Origin of the sequence: Streptomyces sp. NPDC050703 (genome assembly GCF_040654435.1) — a bacterium.
GTDB lineage: Bacteria > Actinomycetota > Actinomycetes > Streptomycetales > Streptomycetaceae > Streptomyces.
Genome location: NZ_JBFAHX010000005.1, coordinates 227,134 through 244,622 on the forward strand (window position 1 = coordinate 227,134; position 17,489 = coordinate 244,622).

17 protein-coding genes are annotated in these 17,489 nt (G+C 71.7%); 8 read left to right on the plus strand and 9 right to left on the minus strand.

Annotation, left to right across the window (positions count from 1 at the left end):
* The first annotated feature begins 13 nt into the window (after window positions 1–13).
* The 3 genes from ftsH (at window position 14) to AB0I16_RS07205 (ending at window position 3,876) form a co-directional block, all read left to right on the plus strand.
* On the plus strand, window positions 14–2,038 hold the full coding sequence (gene ftsH / locus AB0I16_RS07195; RefSeq protein ID WP_363248297.1) for an ATP-dependent zinc metalloprotease FtsH: 2,025 nt from the start codon (window positions 14–16) through the stop codon (window positions 2,036–2,038).
* Between the two features lie 109 nt (window positions 2,039–2,147).
* The gene (gene folE / locus AB0I16_RS07200) at window positions 2,148–2,753 is read left to right on the plus strand and encodes a GTP cyclohydrolase I FolE (protein WP_363248298.1); all 606 of its coding nucleotides are present in this window, start codon (window positions 2,148–2,150) and stop codon (window positions 2,751–2,753) included.
* Window positions 2,754–2,871: 118 nt separating this feature from the next.
* Window positions 2,872–3,876, plus strand: coding sequence for an aldo/keto reductase (locus tag AB0I16_RS07205; protein WP_363248299.1), 1,005 nt, complete (start codon window positions 2,872–2,874; stop codon window positions 3,874–3,876).
* Window positions 3,877–3,907: 31 nt separating this feature from the next.
* On the opposite strand, the gene AB0I16_RS07210 is transcribed toward AB0I16_RS07205, so the two are convergent.
* From AB0I16_RS07210 to AB0I16_RS07235, 6 genes are all read right to left on the minus strand, one after another.
* Entirely contained in the window at window positions 3,908–4,393 is a 486-nt protein-coding gene (locus AB0I16_RS07210; RefSeq protein ID WP_363248300.1) for a DUF3180 domain-containing protein, read from the minus strand.
* A 108-nt stretch (window positions 4,394–4,501) separates the two neighbouring features.
* A complete protein-coding gene (gene folK / locus AB0I16_RS07215; protein WP_363248301.1) occupies window positions 4,502–5,113 on the minus strand; it encodes a 2-amino-4-hydroxy-6-hydroxymethyldihydropteridine diphosphokinase in 612 nt (203 codons plus the stop codon).
* Window positions 5,110–5,469 (minus strand): dihydroneopterin aldolase, encoded by a 360-nt coding sequence (folB, locus tag AB0I16_RS07220; protein ID WP_363248302.1) that lies wholly within the window; start codon window positions 5,467–5,469, stop codon window positions 5,110–5,112. Before folB ends, folK begins: the two co-directional genes overlap by 4 nt.
* Window positions 5,470–5,612: 143 nt before the next feature.
* Window positions 5,613–6,179 (minus strand): nuclear transport factor 2 family protein, encoded by a 567-nt coding sequence (locus AB0I16_RS07225; RefSeq protein WP_363248303.1) that lies wholly within the window; start codon window positions 6,177–6,179, stop codon window positions 5,613–5,615.
* Window positions 6,176–7,060, minus strand: a complete 885-nt coding sequence (folP, locus tag AB0I16_RS07230) for a dihydropteroate synthase (RefSeq protein WP_363248304.1) — start codon at window positions 7,058–7,060, stop codon at window positions 6,176–6,178. The genes AB0I16_RS07225 and folP overlap by 4 nt, the downstream gene beginning before the upstream one ends.
* Window positions 7,061–7,090: 30 nt before the next feature.
* A complete protein-coding gene (locus AB0I16_RS07235; protein ID WP_363248305.1) occupies window positions 7,091–8,911 on the minus strand; it encodes a phosphatidylglycerol lysyltransferase domain-containing protein in 1,821 nt (606 codons plus the stop codon).
* Window positions 8,912–9,159: 248 nt separating this feature from the next.
* Here AB0I16_RS07235 and AB0I16_RS07240 point away from each other — a divergent pair, with 248 nt between their 5' ends.
* Complete coding sequence (locus AB0I16_RS07240) at window positions 9,160–10,278, plus strand: alpha/beta hydrolase-fold protein (protein WP_363248306.1); 1,119 nt, start codon at window positions 9,160–9,162, stop codon at window positions 10,276–10,278.
* Window positions 10,279–10,333: 55 nt separating this feature from the next.
* On the opposite strand, the gene AB0I16_RS07245 is transcribed toward AB0I16_RS07240, so the two are convergent.
* On the minus strand, window positions 10,334–11,494 hold the full coding sequence (locus AB0I16_RS07245) for a betaine/proline/choline family ABC transporter ATP-binding protein (protein WP_363248307.1): 1,161 nt from the start codon (window positions 11,492–11,494) through the stop codon (window positions 10,334–10,336).
* Between the two features lie 158 nt (window positions 11,495–11,652).
* On the opposite strand from AB0I16_RS07245, the gene AB0I16_RS07250 reads away from it, so the two are divergent.
* From AB0I16_RS07250 to AB0I16_RS07265, 4 genes are all read left to right on the plus strand, one after another.
* Entirely contained in the window at window positions 11,653–12,381 is a 729-nt protein-coding gene (locus tag AB0I16_RS07250) for an ABC transporter permease (protein ID WP_363248308.1), read from the plus strand.
* On the plus strand, window positions 12,378–13,058 hold the full coding sequence (locus AB0I16_RS07255) for an ABC transporter permease (protein WP_363248309.1): 681 nt from the start codon (window positions 12,378–12,380) through the stop codon (window positions 13,056–13,058). Before AB0I16_RS07250 ends, AB0I16_RS07255 begins: the two co-directional genes overlap by 4 nt.
* Window positions 13,059–13,120: 62 nt before the next feature.
* Complete coding sequence (locus AB0I16_RS07260) at window positions 13,121–14,092, plus strand: ABC transporter substrate-binding protein (protein ID WP_363248310.1); 972 nt, start codon at window positions 13,121–13,123, stop codon at window positions 14,090–14,092.
* A 140-nt stretch (window positions 14,093–14,232) separates the two neighbouring features.
* Entirely contained in the window at window positions 14,233–15,378 is a 1,146-nt protein-coding gene (locus AB0I16_RS07265; protein ID WP_363248311.1) for a hypothetical protein, read from the plus strand.
* A gap of 161 nt (window positions 15,379–15,539) precedes the next feature.
* Here the strand turns inward: AB0I16_RS07265 and AB0I16_RS07270 are convergent, their stop codons facing one another.
* Entirely contained in the window at window positions 15,540–16,880 is a 1,341-nt protein-coding gene (locus AB0I16_RS07270) for a PH domain-containing protein (RefSeq protein WP_363248366.1), read from the minus strand.
* Between the two features lie 47 nt (window positions 16,881–16,927).
* On the minus strand, window positions 16,928–17,437 hold the full coding sequence (locus AB0I16_RS07275; protein ID WP_363248312.1) for a PH domain-containing protein: 510 nt from the start codon (window positions 17,435–17,437) through the stop codon (window positions 16,928–16,930).
* Window positions 17,438–17,489 lie beyond the last annotated feature (52 nt).

The window sequence follows — 17,489 nt, forward strand, 5'->3', positions numbered from 1 at the left end:
TCGCTCCGTATGGATGGACGTGAAGCGATACTTCCGTGGGCCAGTCATGTGGATCGTGCTGGCCGTCCTTGCCGTGGTCGTGTTGATGCAGGTCGTCGGCTCGTCCGGTGGCTACAAGACGGTTGACACCGGTCAGGTCGTCCAGGCGATCAACGACAACAAGGTCAAGTCGGCCAAGCTCACCACCGGTGACGAGCAGACCATCAAGGCCGAGCTCATCGACGGTGAGAAGGTCAAGGGCAGCAGCAAGATCCAGGCGAGCTACATCGGCGACCAGGGCGTCGACCTCGCCAAGTCCCTGCAGGCCAAGTTCGAGGACAAGCAGATCAAGGACGGGTACACCGTCTCCCCGTCGAAGCAGAACCCCTTCGTCGGCATCCTGCTCTCCCTCCTCCCCTTCGTCCTCATCGTCGTCGTCTTCCTGTTCCTGATGAATCAGATGCAGGGCGGCGGCTCCCGGGTCATGAACTTCGGGAAGTCCAAGGCCAAGCTGATCACCAAGGACACCCCGAAGACGACCTTCTCCGACGTCGCGGGTTCGGACGAGGCGGTCGAGGAGCTCCACGAGATCAAGGAGTTCCTCCAGGAGCCGGCGAAGTTCCAGGCCGTCGGCGCCAAGATCCCCAAGGGCGTGCTCCTGTACGGTCCGCCCGGCACCGGCAAGACGCTGCTCGCGCGCGCCGTCGCCGGCGAGGCGGGGGTCCCGTTCTACTCGATCTCCGGTTCCGACTTCGTCGAGATGTTCGTCGGTGTCGGTGCCTCCCGTGTCCGCGACCTCTTCGAGCAGGCCAAGGCGAACGCCCCGGCGATCGTCTTCGTCGACGAGATCGACGCGGTCGGCCGGCACCGCGGTGCGGGCCTCGGCGGCGGCCACGACGAACGTGAGCAGACGCTGAACCAGCTCCTCGTCGAGATGGACGGCTTCGACGTGAAGGGCGGCGTCATCCTGATCGCCGCCACGAACCGGCCCGACATCCTCGACCCGGCGCTCCTGCGCCCCGGCCGCTTCGACCGGCAGATCGCCGTCGACCGCCCGGACATGCAGGGCCGTCTGGAGATCCTCAAGGTCCACCAGAAGGGCAAGCCGGTCGCCCCGGACGTCGACCTGGGCGCGGTCGCCCGCCGCACGCCGGGCTTCACGGGCGCCGACCTGTCGAACGTGCTGAACGAAGCGGCGCTCCTCACGGCGCGCAGCGACAAGAAGCTGATCGACAACCACTCCCTGGACGAGGCGATCGACCGTGTGGTCGCGGGCCCGCAGAAGCGGACCCGGATCATGTCCGACAAGGAGAAGAAGATCACCGCGTACCACGAGGGCGGACACGCCCTGGTCGCGGCGGCCTCCCCGAACTCGGACCCGGTCCACAAGATCACCATCCTGTCCCGCGGCCGGGCCCTGGGTTACACCATGGTCCTGCCCGAAGAGGACAAGTACTCCACCACGCGCAACGAAATGCTCGACCAGCTCGCTTACATGCTGGGCGGGCGCGCGGCCGAGGAGCTCGTCTTCCACGACCCGACCACGGGCGCGGCGAACGACATCGAGAAGGCCACGGCCACCGCACGCGCGATGGTCACGCAGTACGGCATGACCGAGCGTCTCGGCGCGATCAAGTTCGGCGGGGACAACACCGAGCCGTTCCTCGGGCGCGAGATGGCGCACCAGCGGGACTACTCGGAAGAGGTCGCCGCGCTGGTCGACGAAGAGGTCAAGAAGCTCATCGAGACCGCGCACAACGAAGCGTGGGAGATCCTCGTCGAGAACCGCGACATCCTCGACAACCTGGTTCTCCAGCTCCTGGAGAAGGAGACCCTCGGCAAGGAGCAGATCGCCGAGATCTTCTCCGGCATCGTGAAGCGCCCGGCCCGCCCGGCGTGGACCGGCTCCTCCAGGCGTACGCCCTCGACCCGCCCGCCGGTGCTCTCCCCCAAGGAGCTGTCGCTGACGAACGGTGCGAACGGCGCCGGCCCCGCGCTCTCCGCGGGCGGCACGGAGCAGCCCATCGAGGTGGCCCCGGAGGACCGCCCCGAGAGCTGACCCGCACGCCCCGGCAGGCCCGGAATGAATGCCGCGCCCCCCAGGTTTTAGCCTGGGGGGCGCGGCATTTCCGTAGCCCCGCGCAGGACGCACAGGAACGAGGCACATCATGACCGACCCGGTGACGCTGGACGGCGAGGGCTCGATCGGCGAGTTCGACGAGAAGCGCGCCGAGAACGCCGTGCGCGAGCTTCTGATCGCCGTGGGCGAGGACCCCGACCGCGAGGGGCTCCTGGAGACCCCCGCGCGGGTGGCGCGGGCCTACCGGGAGATATTCGCGGGCCTCTGGCAGCAGCCCGAGGACGTCCTGACGACGACGTTCGACCTGGGCCACGACGAGATGGTCCTGGTGAAGGACATCGAGGTCATGAGCTCCTGCGAGCACCACCTGGTGCCCTTCGTCGGTGTCGCCCACGTCGGGTACATCCCGTCCACGGACGGCAAGATCACCGGTCTGTCGAAGCTCGCCCGCCTCGTCGACGTGTACGCGCGCCGGCCGCAGGTGCAGGAGCGGCTGACCACGCAGATCGCCGACTCCCTGATGAAGATCCTGGAGCCGCGCGGGGTGATCGTGGTCGTCGAGTGCGAGCACATGTGCATGACGATGCGCGGTGTCCGCAAGCCGGGCGCGAAGACCATAACGTCCGCGGTCCGCGGCCAGCTCCGTGACCCCGCCACGCGCAACGAGGCGATGGCCCTGATCATGGCCCGCTGAGCGGAACGGGAGCGGGCCGGCCCGGAACCGGCGGCTCCGCTCAACTCGGCGTCTCAGTACGTGAGTTGTGGATCAAAGTCGATGGACGTCCGGGGACAGTGGCCGAAAGACTGCGTGCATGACATCGACAAGCGCGCAGTCCCTGCCCACCCGCAAGCTCGGCGGTCTGGAGGTCTCCGCCCTCGGCTACGGCGCGATGGTGCTCTCACCGGGGGCGTACGGCGAGGTCGACGACGAGCGCGGCGAGCGGGCGCTCCTCGCGGCGGTCGACGCGGGCGCCACGATCATCGACACCTCCGACGGGTACGGCGCCGACGGCCACAACGAACGGCTCATCGGCAAGGCCCTGCGTGGCCGCCGTGATCGCGTCGCGATAGCCACCAAGTTCGGCTTCCGGCTGCCCGAGGGCGTCGAGCCGCACCCCTTCCCCATCGGATACGCCTTCGGGGAGCTCGCCGTCAACGCCGACCCCCGGCACGTGCGCGGCTACGCCGAGGCGAGTCTGCGGAGCCTGGAGACGGACTACATCGACCTGTACTACCCGCACTTCCCCGACCCGCAGGTGCCCCTGGAGGACACCGTCGGAGCGGTCGCCGAGCTGATCGGGGAGGGCCTGGTGCGCCACCTCGGCCTCTCCAACGTGACGGCGGAGCAGCTGCGGGCCGCGCACGCCGTGCACCCCGTGTCGGCGGTGCAGATCGAGTGGTCGATGTGGAAGCCCGCGGAGCCGGAGCTGCTGGCGGCGGCGCGGGAGCTGGGGGTCGGCCTCGTGCCGTGGTCGCCGCTCGGCGCCGGGTTCCTCACCGGCACGGTCGGCCGGGTCGGTGAGGGTGACTTCCGGCAGAACGCGCCGCGCTTCGACGCGGCGAACCTGAAGGCGAACAACGACCGGTTCGCGCCCGTCCGCGGTGTCGCCGAGGAGCTGGGCATCACCCCGGCCCAGCTCGCGCTGGCGTGGCTGTTGCACCAGGACCCGGACGTGGTGCCGATCCCGGGCAGCCGTACGCCGCGGCACATCGAGGAGAACCTCGCCGCCGCGCACGTGACGCTGGACGACGAGGTCCTGTCCCGCCTGGACGGCATCCTCAAGGAGACCGAGGTCGAGGGCGGCACCCTGCTGTGAGCCGCCCGGCGGCCCAGGCGGCCCAGGCGGGTCAGGCCGCCGGGGCCGCCTGGCCGTTCTCGTCGTCGTCCTCGGGGAGCCTGCAGACCCGTTCGAGGAAGAAGGCGGCGGCTATCACGGCGATGCCCATGACGACCGAGAGCCCCGCGTAGACCGCCTGGTCGCGGCGGGCGGGGACGTCGAGGAACTCCAGCAGGAACGCGCCCGTGCCGCCGTACATCCCCGCGACGAGCGCCGCGACCAGGGCACTCGCCTGGCCGAAGACGACGGCGCGGGCGGCCATCAGCGGCTCGACGCCCTTGGCGCCGGGGCGGCGCTCGCGCTGGGCGCGCAGGCGGGAGCGGAGCGAGAGCGCCGTCGCGAGCAGCACGACGGCGATCACCGCGAGCACGATGGGCGCGGCCAGCGGGACCTTCGGCAGGGAGCCGACGGAGTCCCACAGCCGGGCGCCCGACCAGGACAGCACTCCGGCCGCGAGGAAGAGGCCGACCAGCGTCCTGATGCGCAGTTGCTTCACGAATGACCCTTCATACCTGCGTTGGCATACCCTGCGTCGGCGTCCCGATCTTCGTCCACGTCCTGTACGGGCCCTGAGCGTCCCGTGGGGACCCACAGACCCTAACGGCTACTCCGGCAGCCGGAGTTCCAGGTCGGCGCGGGGTTCGACGCCCTCACGGGTGAGCGCGTCGAGCAGCTCGGCGACGGGGCCGCGGCCGGTCAGAGTGGCCTCGGGGTCGACGTCGTGCCAGGGGGCGAGGACGAAGGCGCGCTCGTGCGCCCGCGGGTGCGGCAGCGTGAGCGCCGGGTCGTCGGAGACCACGTCGGCGTACGCCACGATGTCGACGTCGATCGTGCGCGGGCCCCAGCGCTCGTCGCGGACGCGGTGGAACGCCTCCTCGACGGCCTGCGCGCGCTCCAGGAGCGAGGCGGGCGGAAGGGTGGTCTTCACCAAAACCACCGCGTTGAAGTACGCCGGCTGGGAGCCGGGCTCCACGCCCCACGGCTCCGTCTCGTACACCGGAGAGACCGCCTTGACCCGCAGGCCGGGGGTGTCCTCCAGGGCGTCGACGGCACCCTGGAGCGTCTCCAGGCGGTTGCCGAGGTTGCTGCCGAGGGAGATCACGGCGCGGTGGGGGTTGGACAGGGTGTGGTCGGCCGCGTCCACCTGCGCGACGACGGAGGTGGGCACCGGCTGGACGGTCGGGTCGCTCTGACCTGCTGTGAAGGGCGCAGTCATACTCGGCTCCGGGTAATGGTGACGGTCACGTCGTCGAAGGGCACGGTGATCGGGGCGTCCGGCTTGTGGACGCACACCTCGACCTCCAGGACGCCGTCGTGCTTCAGACACGTCTGGGCGATGCGCTCGGCGAGGGTCTCGATGAGGTCGACGGGGTCGCCCTCCACGACGGCCACGACCTCCTCGGCCACGATCCCGTAGTGCACGGTCTTCGCCAGGTCGTCGTCGGCCGCAGCCGGTCGCGTGTCCAGGCCGAGAACCAGGTCCACGATGAAGGTCTGGCCTTCTTCGCGCTCCCGCGGATAGACACCGTGGTGCCCGCGGGCCTTGAGGCCGCGCAGCGCGACACGATCCACGCGAATCACTCCTGCAATCGTCGGTATCGGCAGGCCTGCCCCGAGTGCGGTCGGCGCTCCAGCCTCGATCGAATCTACCTGCGAGCACTGACAGGGCTCGCTCGCGGGGCCCGTGGGACCGGCCACACCTCTGCCCCTACTCATCAGGAGGGCGTCTCGTCGGATTCTTCGTCGTCGGTTTCGGCGAGGACGGGAGAGGCGTGGTGCGACCAGAGCTTCCAGCCGTCCGGTGTGCGGCGGAACACGTTGGTGGCGACCACGAGCTGGCCCACGAGCGGCCCCAGCTCGCCGCCGGCCTCCGGGGGCGGGCCGCCGCTGAGGATGTTCTCGGTGCACGTCACGAGGGCGGTGTCACCGGCCACCCCGACCTTCACGTCGGTCAGGAAGAACTGGATGTACTCGGTGTTCGCCATGATCAGCGCGTACGACCGCAGGACCTCGCCGCGGCCGGTGAGGACCGGCCAGCCGGGGTGCACGCAGGAGATCGCGGTGCCGTCGTCGGCCACCTCGTCGTCGGCCGCCTCCTCGTCGTCGTCCGCCGGGCCGTCGCCCGTGGCGTCGTCGCCCGGCGCGTCCTCGGCCGCCGGGTCGTCGCTCCCGGAGTCCAGCCACAGGTCGGAGACCTCGTCGAAGTCGCCGCGTTCGAGTGCTTCGTAGAAGGCGGTGTTGGCGCTCTCGACCTGCTCGACGTCGGTACGGGCCCGGGTCACCGGCTCTCGCCCGCCGCGTCCGTCACGGCCTGGGCGACGCGTACGGCGTCGGCGGTGGCCCGCACCTCGTGCACGCGGACCGCCCAGGCGCCCTGGTGGGCGGCGATGGCGGAGACGGCGGCGGTGGCGGCGTCGCGCTCGCGGGCGGGCGGCGGTGCGCCCTCGGGGCCCGCGAGGACCCGGCCGAGGAAACGTTTGCGGGAGGCGGCGACCAGGATCGGATGGCCCAGCTCGCGCAGCCGGTCCAGGCGGGCCAGGAGCGCCAGGTCGTGCTCGGCCTTCTTGGAGAAGCCGAGGCCCGGGTCGACGACGATGCGCTCGGGGGCGATGCCGCCCTCGACGGCGGCCGCCACGCGTGCGTGGATCTCGTCGACGACTTCGGAGACGACGTCGTCGTAGGCGGGCTCGGCGTGGATGTCGGTGAGGAGGCCGCGCCAGTGCATGACGACGAAGGGCGCGCCGGCGGCGGCGACCGCGGGGACCATCCGGGGGTCGGCGAGGCCGCCGCTGACGTCGTTGACCAGGACGGCGCCCGCGGCGAGCGCCTGCTCGGCGACGGTGGCGCGCATGGTGTCCACGGAGACCGTGACGCCCTCGGCGGCCAGGCCGCGCACCACGGGGACGACGCGCCTGAGCTCCTCGTCCTCGTCCACGCGCGTGGCGCCGGGGCGGGTGGACTCGCCGCCGACGTCGACCAGGTCGGCGCCCTGCGCGACGAGGTCGACGCCGTGCTTGACGGCGGCCGTCGTGTCGAACCAGCGGCCTCCGTCGGAGAAGGAGTCCGGCGTCACGTTCACGACGCCCATGACCGCGCAGCGGCCCCATTCCGGCAGCCCCTGGACGGCGACTCGCTGGGCGCCCTGCCCGCGCAACGTACTCATGGCTCCAGCCTAGGCCCGGTCGGCGGCGCGTTACGCCGCCTGGACCTCACGCTCCGTGGCGCGGTGCGGACAGGGGCGGGCCTGTGCGGTGCCGCGGCGCAGGAACCGGGGGAGCGAGAGGGTCACGAATCCCTCGGCCTGCATGGCGGCGAAGCCGATGCGGGGCAGGTCCTTGCTGGAGCGGTAGACGACGAAGCGGGGCTCCCAGCGGGGGCGGAACTTCGCGTTGAACTTGTACAGGGACTCGATCTGGAACCAGCGCGAGAGGAAGACGAGCAGACCGCGCCAGGCCCGCAGGACCGGGCCCGCGCCGATCTTCTCGCCGCGGGCGAGGGCCGCGCGGAACATCGCGAAGTTGAGGGACACGCGCGCGATGCCGAGCTTCGGGGCGGCCTGGAGGGCGGCCACGATGAGCAGCTCGTTCATGCCGGGGTCGGCCGAGCGGTCGCGGCGCATGAGGTCGAGGGAGACGCCGTCCTTGCCCCACGGAACGAAGTGGAGGACGGCCTTCAGGTCGCCGTAGGGCCCCGGCTCCCCGTCGGCCTTGTGGGCGGTGGCGATCAGGCAGTCGCCGTCCCCGGGATCGCCGATGCGGCCGAGCGCCATCGAGAAGCCGCGCTCGGTGTCGGTGCCGCGCCAGTCCTCCGCGGCCTGCTGGATTCTGGCGAGCTCCCGCTCCCCGAGGTCACGGATGCGCCGTACGCGCGTCTCGTAGCCATTGCGCTCGATCCGCTTGACCATCTGGCGTACGTTGCGCATCGCACGCCCGGACAGGGAGAAATCCGCGACGTCCACCACCGCCTCGTCGCCCAGTTCGAGGGCGTCGAGGCCCGTCTCGCGGGTCCAGACCTCGCCGCCGGTCTCGGAGCAGCCCATGACGGCGGGCGTCCAGGAGTGCGCCTTGGCCTCGTCCATGAAGCGCTCGATGGCGCCGGGCCAGGCCTCGACGTCGCCGATCGGGTCGCCGCTGGCGAGCATCACTCCGGAGACGACGCGGTAGGTGACGGCGGCCTTGCCGCTGGGGGAGAAGACGACGCCCTTGTCGCGGCGGAGCGCGAAGTGGCCGAGGGAGTCGCGTCCGCCGTGCCTGTCGAGCAGCGCGCGCAGCCTGCTCTCGTCGTCCTCGGTGAGGCGGGCGGCCGGGTGCTCGGGGCGGAAGGCCAGGTAGATGGTGGTCAGGGCGGTGAGCATGCCGAGGGCGCCGAGGGAGAAGCCGACGGTCCAGGAGGTGTTGCCGTAGTAGCCGACCGGGCCCTCGAAGCCGAAGAGGCCGTACAGGACGTGCTGCAGGCGCTCGGTGATGCCGGGGTCGCCGACGATCTTGCCGGGGTGGGCGCTGACGATCACCAGGCCGAGCAGGATGGAACCGGTTCCGAGCAGGACGAAGTTGGCCAGGGCCCGCCAGCGGCTGCGTGGATCGGGCAGCGCCGTGAATTCACTACGATGGCGGAGCAGCAGCGCGAGCAGGGCGACGGAGATCAGTACGCCGATCACCGAGTGCCGGTACGCGAACTGTGCGATGGCCCCCGCGGGCAGCAGCACCACGGCGGCCCGCCAGGCCCGTCGCTTGTGGCGCCGCAGGCCGTGGGCGAGCAGGAGCAGCAGGATGCCGGAGCTGAGGGCGAGGGCGGCCGCGAAGGGGCCGAGCGCGCCGGGCAGCACCTCGGCGATGGCGTGCACGCGACTGTGCCGGAAGCGGGGGAAGACGCCTGCCGCGACGTTCAGCACACCGACGAGCGTGCAGGCCCGGGCGACGAGGGTCGGTACGGCCTCCGGGCGCGGACCGCGTGTCAGCCGGCGGAACCGGCTGTCGTGGTGACGCTCCTGACTCTCCGGAACCTCACCCGACATTTCCCCATCTATCCTGACAGACATCGCATCCCGTAGTTCTGCGAGAGAGCTTTAATCCGGTGCCAAAGCGGCATCCGGCACCATTGCCCCCTCTAGGACGGTCCTTCGGGGAAACGGGTTCATTCCCGACCGGAAACCCCTGGAAAAGTTCGGCAGGTACCCGGCGAGCCGCCGTGCGTCGCCGGCCGGTTCCGGCCATGCCGCGGTGATCTCGGGGCACAGGCAGAAAGCGCAGGCAGGAAACCCCCATGGGACTCACGAGCAACAAGGTCCTCGCCCTTGCGGTCGTGCTGGCCGTACTGCTCTTCGTCGGCACCGTCTGGCTCTGGCCGCGGCTCGCCCGCCGCACCTGGAAGGCCGTCACGGGACGCGTCGGGCTGCTCCTCGCCGCCCAGGTCGCCATCTTCGGCTCGGTGGGCCTGGCCGCCAACCAGGCCTTCGGCTTCTACGCCACGTGGGCGGACCTGTTCGGCCAGGAGACGAGCCCCGGCCTCGTGGTGGACCACGACGCGGCCAAGGGGGCGGGCCCCGTCAAGGTCCTCGACACCCGCTCCGTGGACGTCCCCGGCGGCAACAGGCCGGTCACCGGGGGCCAGATCCAGAAGATCGACATCGGCGGCAAGGTGTCCCGGATCGCCAGTCCCGCCTACGTCTACCTGCCGCCCGAGTACTTCCAGCCGCAGTACGAGGACCGCAAGTTCCGCACGGCCGTGGTCCTCACCGGCTACCCGGGGACCGCGGAGGCGCTCATCAAGGGGCTGCACTACCCCCAGACCACCCACAGGCTGTCCGCCGAGGGCAAGATGCAGCCGATGGTCCTGGTCATGATGCGGCCGACCGTCGCACCGCCGCGCGACACCGAGTGCGTCGACGTCCCCGGCGGCCCGCAGGCCGAGACCTTCTTCACCAAGGATCTGCCCGGCGCCATCTCCGGGCACTACAGGGTGGGCACCGACAGCCGGAGCTGGGGCGTCGTCGGCGACTCCACGGGCGGCTACTGCGCCCTGAAGTTCGCCGTCCACCACCCCGAGCGGTACGGCGCCGCGGCGGGCCTCTCCGCGTACTACAAGGCGCCCATCGACGTCACCACCGGTGACCTCTTCCAGGGCGACGAGGAGCTGGAGCGCCGCGCGGACCTGATGTGGTACCTCGCCCACCAGCCGCGGCCCAAGACGTCCCTCCTGGTGACCACCAGCAAGAAGGGCGAGGACAACTACCAGGACACCCTGGACTTCATCCACGCGGTGAAGCCGCCCACGCGCGTGTCGTCGATCACGCTGGAGAGCGGCGGGCACAACTTCAACACCTGGCGCAGGGAGATCCCCGCCACGCTGCAGTGGATGAGCAGCCGGCTGCGCGACGGCTGAGCCGCCGCGTCACGCCGTGCGTCACGCCTTGTCACGCCGTGCTGCACGCCGGGCGTCACGCCTTGCCGACGATGGCGGCCACCGTCTCCAGCTCGACGTCCGCGCGCGCGACCGCCCGCGCGTCCGCCGCCGTCGAGCGGCGCAGCGCCTCGTGCAGCCGGGCGGGGGTCAGCACGCCGAGGAAGCGGCCCTCGCTGTCCTTGTCGATGACCGCGATCCAGCCCGCGTCGTGCTGAAGCATCGTCGCGAAGGCCTGCTTCAGGCTCGCGCCGACCGGCAGCCACGCCTCCATGCGGCGGGCGTGCTCGCGCACCGTGCCGTGCTCCACGCGCGCGTGGTCGGCGGAGATCCAGCCGTGCAGGTTGTTCTCGCCGTCCAGGACCACGGCCCAGCGGGCGTCGAGGTCCTTGGGCAGCGGGTCGTCGAGGTGCACCACGGGGGGCTGCTCCAGGTCGCCCTCCTCGATCGGTGTCACGGAGAGCCGCTTGAGCCCCCGGTCCGCGCCGACGAAGTCGGCCACGTACTCCGTGGCGGGGGCGCCGAGAACCGTCGAGGGAGTGTCGAACTGCTCGATGCGGCCCTGGCCGTAGACGGCGATGCGGTCGCCGAGGCGGACCGCCTCCTCGATGTCGTGCGTGACGAACAGGACGGTCTTGCGCACGGACTGCTGGAGGCGCAGGAACTCGCTCTGCAGGTGCTCGCGGACCACGGGGTCGACCGCGCCGAACGGCTCGTCCATCAGCAGCACCGGCGGATCGGCCGCCAGCGCGCGGGCCACACCGACCCGCTGGCGCTGGCCGCCGGAGAGCTGCTCGGGGTAGCGGTCGCCGAAGACGGCGGGATCGAGGCCGACCAGGTCGAGGAGTTCGGCGGCGCGCTCGCGGGCCTTGCCGCGCTTGACGCCGAGCAGGTGCGGGACGGTCGCCGTGTTCTCCAGGACCGTCTTGTGCGGGAAGAGGCCGACCTGCTGGATGACATAGCCGATGCGGCGCCGCAGTTGGACCGGGTCGATGCCGGATATGTCGTCGCCGTCGACGAATATCCGGCCCTCGCTCGGCTCGATGAGCCGGTTCACCATCTTCATCGTGGTCGTCTTGCCGCAGCCCGACGGGCCGACGAGCGTGACCAGTTCACCCTCCGCGACCTCGAAGGACAGATCGTCGACGGCCGTGGTGCCGTCCGCGTAGCGCTTGGTGACGTGCTCGAACCGGATCATGTTTCCCCATTGTGGCGGTCGGCGACGGGCTGTGCGTGTCCGCAGTATTGCGGCCGTACAACGACTCTCGGCGATTGTCGGTGGCGCGCGTTAGGGTCGCCAGACACGGGGGGACGTGTGTGCGGCATACGTCCGGGAGATCGGGGGAGGTGCCACGCGTGGCCGAGCGGAACTGTCTGGTGACCAACGACTGGATCTGCGGGGAGTACGTCAGCTCCCGCAGCCAGGAACTAACCGACGCGACCCTTCAGCACATCGGGATCACGCTCGCGTCGGTGGCGATCGGACTCGCCGTCTCCCTGCCGCTCGCGCTGCTGGCGCGGCGGTGGCGCTTCCTGTCGGGGCCCGTCCTCGGCGTGACGACCGTGCTGTACTCGGTCCCCTCACTCGCGATGTTCTCGCTGCTCCTGCCCTTCTTCGGGCTCTCGGTCTCGCTCGTCGTCACGGGCCTCGTCCTGTACTCCCTGACGGTCCTCGTGCGGAACATCCTGGCCGGACTCCAGGCGGTCCCCGACGAGGCGAGGGACGCCGCCAAGGGCATGGGGTACGGCCCGCTGAGGCTGCTGTGGGAGGTGGAACTGCCGCTCGCGCTGCCCGCGTTGCTGGCCGGCGTCCGCATCACCACGGTCTCCACGGTGGCCCTGACGACCGTCGGCGCCATCGTGGACCACGGCGGCCTCGGCACCCTGATCCTCGACGGCCTCGACACGACCTTCAAGGCCCAGGTGCTCACGGCGTCCGTGCTGTGCGTGCTCCTCGCCGTCGTCGCCGACCTGCTCCTGCTCGGCCTCCAGCGGTGGCTGACGCCCTGGACGAGGGTCCACCGAATACGGACGAACCGAGCCGGCCGCGAGGCGGCCGTGGCCAAGGTGGCTGAACCTGCATGAACGCGATCACCGGTGCGTACGACTGGCTGGCCACGGGCGCCAACTGGCAGGGCGAGAAGGGGGTGTGGCACCGCCTGGCCGAGCACCTGTACTTCAGCGGCGTCTGCCTCGCCGTGGCCTGCCTTATCGCGCTGCCCCTCGCCCTCTGGCTCGGCCACATCGGCAAGGGCGGCGCCCTCGCGGTCAACATCTCCAACGTCGGCCGCGCGGTCCCCACGCTCGCCCTGCTGATCCTGCTCACGCTCACCCCGCTCGGTGAGCACGGCGACGCCCCGACGCTGATCGCGCTGGTCCTCTTCGCCGTGCCGCCGCTGCTGACCAACGCCTACCTCGGGATGCGCGAGGTGGACCGGGCGGTGGTGGAGGCGGCGCGGGGCATGGGCATGAGCGGCGGCCAGCTGTTCGCCCGCGTCGAGCTGCCGCTGGCGTATCCGCTGATCATGACGGGCGTCCGCTCGGCCGGCGTGCAGGTCGTCGCGACGGCCACGCTCGCCGCGATGGCGGGGGAGGGCGGTCTCGGCCGGATCATCACCGCCGGGTTCAACCTGCAGAACACCCCGCAAGTGGTCGCGGGCGCGTTCCTCGTGGCGCTGCTCGCGCTGCTCGTGGAGGGCGCCCTGGTACTGGCCGGGCGCCTCTTCGACCCGATGCGAAGGTCGGGCGGGGCAGCCCGCTGAGCGTCCGGCCCGGCCCGGTCTCTCGGAATTCCTCCGGAACTTTTGGAAATGGTGGTTCACCGATGAACAGCACAACGCGTCGCGCGCGACGGATGGCGGGGGCGGCCGCGGCCGTCATGGCACTGACCGCGGGGCTCGCCGCGTGCGGCGGTGACAGCCTGGAGGACGACGGCAAGGGGTCGGACGAGGCGGGCGGCGGCAAGAAGGGCTCGATCGTGGTCGGTTCGGCCCGTTTCACCGAGCAGAAGGTCCTCGCCGAGCTCTACGCGGGCGTTCTCGCGGACGCCGGATATGACACCCAGGTCAAGACGGTGCAGAACCGCGAGATCTACAAGCCCGAACTGAAGAAGGGCTCGATCGACGTCGCGCCCGAATACGCCGCGACCCTCGCGGAATTCCTGAACCTGGAGAAGAACGGCCCGAAGGCCGAGCCCGTCGCCTCCAGCGATCTCGACGCCACGGTGAGCGCCCTGGAGAAGCTCGCGGAGCCCGAGGGACTCAAGGTGCTGCCCGCGGGCGGGGCGGTCGACCAGAACGCGTTCGCGGTCTCGGCGGAATTCGCGAAGGAGCACAAGCTCAAGACCCTCTCGGACCTCGGCAGGTCGGGCGAGAAGGTGAAGATCGCGGCGGGCGACGAATGCGAGTCCCGGCCGTTCTGCGCCCCCGGCCTCAAGAAGAAGTACGGCATCGACGTCACCGGAATCGACCCCAAGGGCGTCGGCACCACGCAGTCCAAGCAGGCCGTCAAGAACGGCACGGACCAGCTGGTGCTGACCACGACGACCGACGCGACGCTGAAGAACTACGACCTCGTCATTCTTGAGGACGACAAGAAGCTCCAGAACGCGGACAACATCCTGCCGGTGGTGAACGCCGAGGACGCGGGTTCCCAGGAGATAGCCGACGCGCTCGCGAAGCTCACCAAGACACTCACCACGGACGACCTCATCGAGCTCAACCGGAAGGTCGACGAGGAGCGGCAGAAGGAAGCCGATGTCGCCCAGGAGTACCTGGAGTCGAAGGGCCTGATCTGAGGCCGGGCGGCGGGAAGAGCGGCCGTGCGGCTAGTTGATCAAGAAAAGGGCGGGGGAGTTATGACGAGTCGTGGCGGACAAGTTCTGCTTTTTGGCGGGCCGGACACATGACTTCGCCCACGCGCGGTAAGTTTCTGGCCATGCCACGTGGACGTCACCGCCATTCCCCACCCCTGCACAGGCTGCTTCCGCCTTCGGCGGTCGCCGGCGTCTCTGTCCTCAGCGCCGGCGGCGCCTGGATGTTCGCGGAACCGGTCGTGCTCCGCGGGCTCGTCGCGGTCGCGGCCGCCGCGGCCGTCGTCGGCTCGGTCGTCATGCGGCGCTGGGACCAGGCGGCCGGGAAACAGGTCGCCGAGCTCGGCCGGGCCCGCGCGAGCGACGAGTGGCGCCACGAGGAGCGGATCGCCGAGGCCGAGGCCGATCTGGAGGAGTCGCGCGCGCTGCGGGGCAAGCTGGAGACCAAGCTGCGCGCCAAGCGGGCCGAATTGGCCGCCCTGCGCAACGAGCACGCCGATCTGCTGCGCCGGTACGCGACCGCGGAGACCGAGCGGGCCAGTGCCCTCGAAGGCAGGCGGCTGCTCGCCATAGGGGCCTCGTCCCCGGCCCCCGCGCTGCCGAAGGCGGGCGCCGAGGACCTGGTGCCGGGCGCGGTGGACCTCGTGCCAGCGGTGCGGGCGGGGGCTCCCGTGCCCGCCGCGCGTACGGAGACCGCCCCGGCGGCCGGTGCCGCCGCCCGGCAGGGCACAGGCCCGACGCCGTCGCTCTTCCAGCGGGCCAACGCCGCGCTCGACCGCATGACGCCGCGGACGGAACAGGCGCCCACCGCGGCGCCCGAGGCCGCAGCCGAGGCCGGGGCGGAGGGCGAGTCGCGGGGGAAGCCCGGGGCGGCCGACGGTTACGGGGGGCACGAGCGCGCGGTCGCCGTCGCGCCGCCCGTGCAGGCGCGCCGCCCGGCACCCCAGGGCGGGTTCGACTTCTTCGGCAACAAGAGCGCGACCCCCGGTTCGCTGGAGGCCGTGCAGGACGAAGACCTGGCGGACGTGGTCGGCGCGGAGGCGCTGGCGGTCCACCAGGCGGAGGCCGAGGCGGACCGTCCCGACGCCGAGCCCGAGCCCGGGCCCGAGGCCGAGTCCGTGGCGGGGCCCGAGGCCGGGCCCGGAGCCGCGTCCGACGCCGGGTCCGAGGCGGACGCCGAGCGCGGCGTGGGCCAGGTCATCGACCTGACGGCCCACGACGAGACGGAACAGCTCGACGTAGCGAACCTGAGGACGGCGCTGCGGGCCTAGCGCCCCGGCCCTGGCCCCGGCTTCATGGGGGCTCATCGCGGGAAAGTCCCGGCGACGCGGCGTATTGCACGGCGTGTCGCCGGGACTTTCGTGCAACCGGCTCCGCACCGCCCCGCTCCGCACGGCCCCGGCGCCCCGCACCGCCCCGGCGCGCCCCGGCGCTACGCCATCCAGCGGTCCGGCCGGGCCTCGCGGCGGCCCGTGCGGGAGCGGTCCGCCTGGGACTGGAGCAGAGCGGTCGCCTCCGCGGCCGGGCGGAGCCGTGCGGTCACGGTCTTGTTGGCGCCGGTGTGGACCCGCACGTCGGCCAGGTCCTTGTACCGCTCCCACGGGCCCTGCGAAAGCCGCACGCTCTGCACCTTGGCGTGCGGCACCAGCGACAGGCGGCGCTTGAGCAGGCCGTGCCGGGCCGCGAAGACCGCGTCGGTGACCGCGATGCCGTACCCCTTCCACCACAGCGGGACGCACCACGCCGCGCGCGCGGGCGGCCGCACCAGCGCGCCCTCGTCCGGTACGCGGACGCCGGGCAGGATGCGCCCGATCACCGCCTCGGCCTCCTCCCGCGGGGCCACCGGCACCAGGACGCTGTTGGACGAGCCCGCCACGTCCAGTTCGACGCGCACCCAGCCGTGCCGCCGCCACAGCAGCGGCTGCACGACGTGCACCGTCTGCACGCGGCCCGGCGGCACCGTCTCGTGGGCCTTGTCGAGCAGCCCGTGGTCGATGCGGAGGCCGTCGGGGGACTCGCCGACCGTCCAGTCGTACTCCGTGATGAAGCGTCCGCCGCTGCTCGCGAACGCGCCGCCCAGCATCGGCAGGGCCGTGGCGAGGACGGTCCAGACGCTGTGCGTGACGAACCAGAGGAAGGCCGGCACGACCACCGCCGCGAGCAGCATCACCCAGGGCGCGCCGGTCAGCAGCAGGGAGACGGCGAGCATGCGCGGCTGTACGTGCAGGAGGCCGCGGACCGGGGCCTCGCCGACCTCGCGGGCCTGCTCGGGAGCGAAACCGGCCGCCCGGGCGAGCAGTTCGGCCCGCAGCTCGGCCGCCTCCCGCTCGCCGAGGAAGGCCAGCTCGTCCTTCTTGTCGGCGCCGACGACGTCCAGCTTCAGCTTGGCGACGCCCACGATGCGGGCGAGCAGCGGCCGCGTCACGTCGACGGCCTGGAGGCGGTCCAGCCGGATGTGGGCGGTGCGCCGGAAGAACAGTCCGGTGCGGATGCGCAGTTCCGTGTCGGTGACCGCGAAGTGGGTGAACCACCAGCTCAGGAAACCGTACGCGGCTCCGCCGAGCACCACGGCCGCGCTGCCGGCCAGCAGGGTGGCCGCGGTCAGCTCGGACAGGCGCTGCTGCGTGCCGTTCGGATCGTGGACCGCCCAGCCCACCAGGAGCGCGAACGGCGCCCACGCGCGGCGCAGCGGCGTGACCGGGTGCAGCCGCCGCTCCTGGACCGTCCCGGCGCGCGACGGGGCACCCTTGCCGCCGTCCGGCGGGCCGCCCACGCCGCCCGCTCCCTCCGCGACCCCGTACGGCACGGACGCGTCGCCGCTCACAGCCCCGCCGATCGGGCCTCGCCGAGCTCGGTCAGCCGGTCGCGCAGCCGCTCGGCCTCCTCGGGGACCAGCCCCGGGATGCGCGCGTCGGTGGCCGCGGCGGCGGTGTGCAGCTGGACGCCCGCGAGTCCGAAGTGCCGCTCCACGGGGCCCGACGTCACCTCCACGAGCTGCATCCGTCCGTACGGCACGACGGTCTCCTCGCGCCACAGCACGCCCCGGCTGATCAGCAGGTCGTCGACGCGCTCCGCGTACCGCCACGAGCGCCAGTTGCGCTCCAGCATCCGCCAGCCCCAGGCGGCCACGGCGAGCGGCAGCACGGCGAAGGCGGCCCAGGCAGGGCCCGCGAACAGGCCGAGCAACACGCCGACGGCCGCGGCGAGCGGCACGAGCCAGACCACGAGCAGCAGCCGCCGCATCTTCAGGACGCCGCGCGGCAGCCCCGTCCAGACCGGTCCCTCGTGTGCCCCCGCCGGTCCCGCGGGCCCTGCCGTCCCCGTGTCCATGCACCAAGCGTACGTACGACCTCCGACACCCGGGGCGCGTGCGAGAGACTGT

Bases quoted from the DNA above. Each gene is read 5' to 3' on its own strand.
- ftsH (WP_363248297.1), top strand. From the start codon at position 14: ATGGACGTGAAGCGATACTTCCGTGGGCCAGTCATGTGGATCGTGCTG.
- folE (WP_363248298.1), top strand. From the start codon at position 2,148: ATGACCGACCCGGTGACGCTGGACGGCGAGGGCTCGATCGGCGAGTTC.
- AB0I16_RS07205 (WP_363248299.1), top strand. From the start codon at position 2,872: ATGACATCGACAAGCGCGCAGTCCCTGCCCACCCGCAAGCTCGGCGGT.
- folK (WP_363248301.1), bottom strand. From the start codon at position 5,113: ATGACTGCGCCCTTCACAGCAGGTCAGAGCGACCCGACCGTCCAGCCG.
- folP (WP_363248304.1), bottom strand. From the start codon at position 7,060: ATGAGTACGTTGCGCGGGCAGGGCGCCCAGCGAGTCGCCGTCCAGGGG.
- AB0I16_RS07235 (WP_363248305.1), bottom strand. From the start codon at position 8,911: ATGTCGGGTGAGGTTCCGGAGAGTCAGGAGCGTCACCACGACAGCCGG.
- AB0I16_RS07240 (WP_363248306.1), top strand. From the start codon at position 9,160: ATGGGACTCACGAGCAACAAGGTCCTCGCCCTTGCGGTCGTGCTGGCC.
- AB0I16_RS07245 (WP_363248307.1), bottom strand. From the start codon at position 11,494: ATGATCCGGTTCGAGCACGTCACCAAGCGCTACGCGGACGGCACCACG.
- AB0I16_RS07255 (WP_363248309.1), top strand. From the start codon at position 12,378: ATGAACGCGATCACCGGTGCGTACGACTGGCTGGCCACGGGCGCCAAC.
- AB0I16_RS07260 (WP_363248310.1), top strand. From the start codon at position 13,121: ATGAACAGCACAACGCGTCGCGCGCGACGGATGGCGGGGGCGGCCGCG.
- AB0I16_RS07265 (WP_363248311.1), top strand. From the start codon at position 14,233: ATGCCACGTGGACGTCACCGCCATTCCCCACCCCTGCACAGGCTGCTT.
- AB0I16_RS07275 (WP_363248312.1), bottom strand. From the start codon at position 17,437: ATGGACACGGGGACGGCAGGGCCCGCGGGACCGGCGGGGGCACACGAG.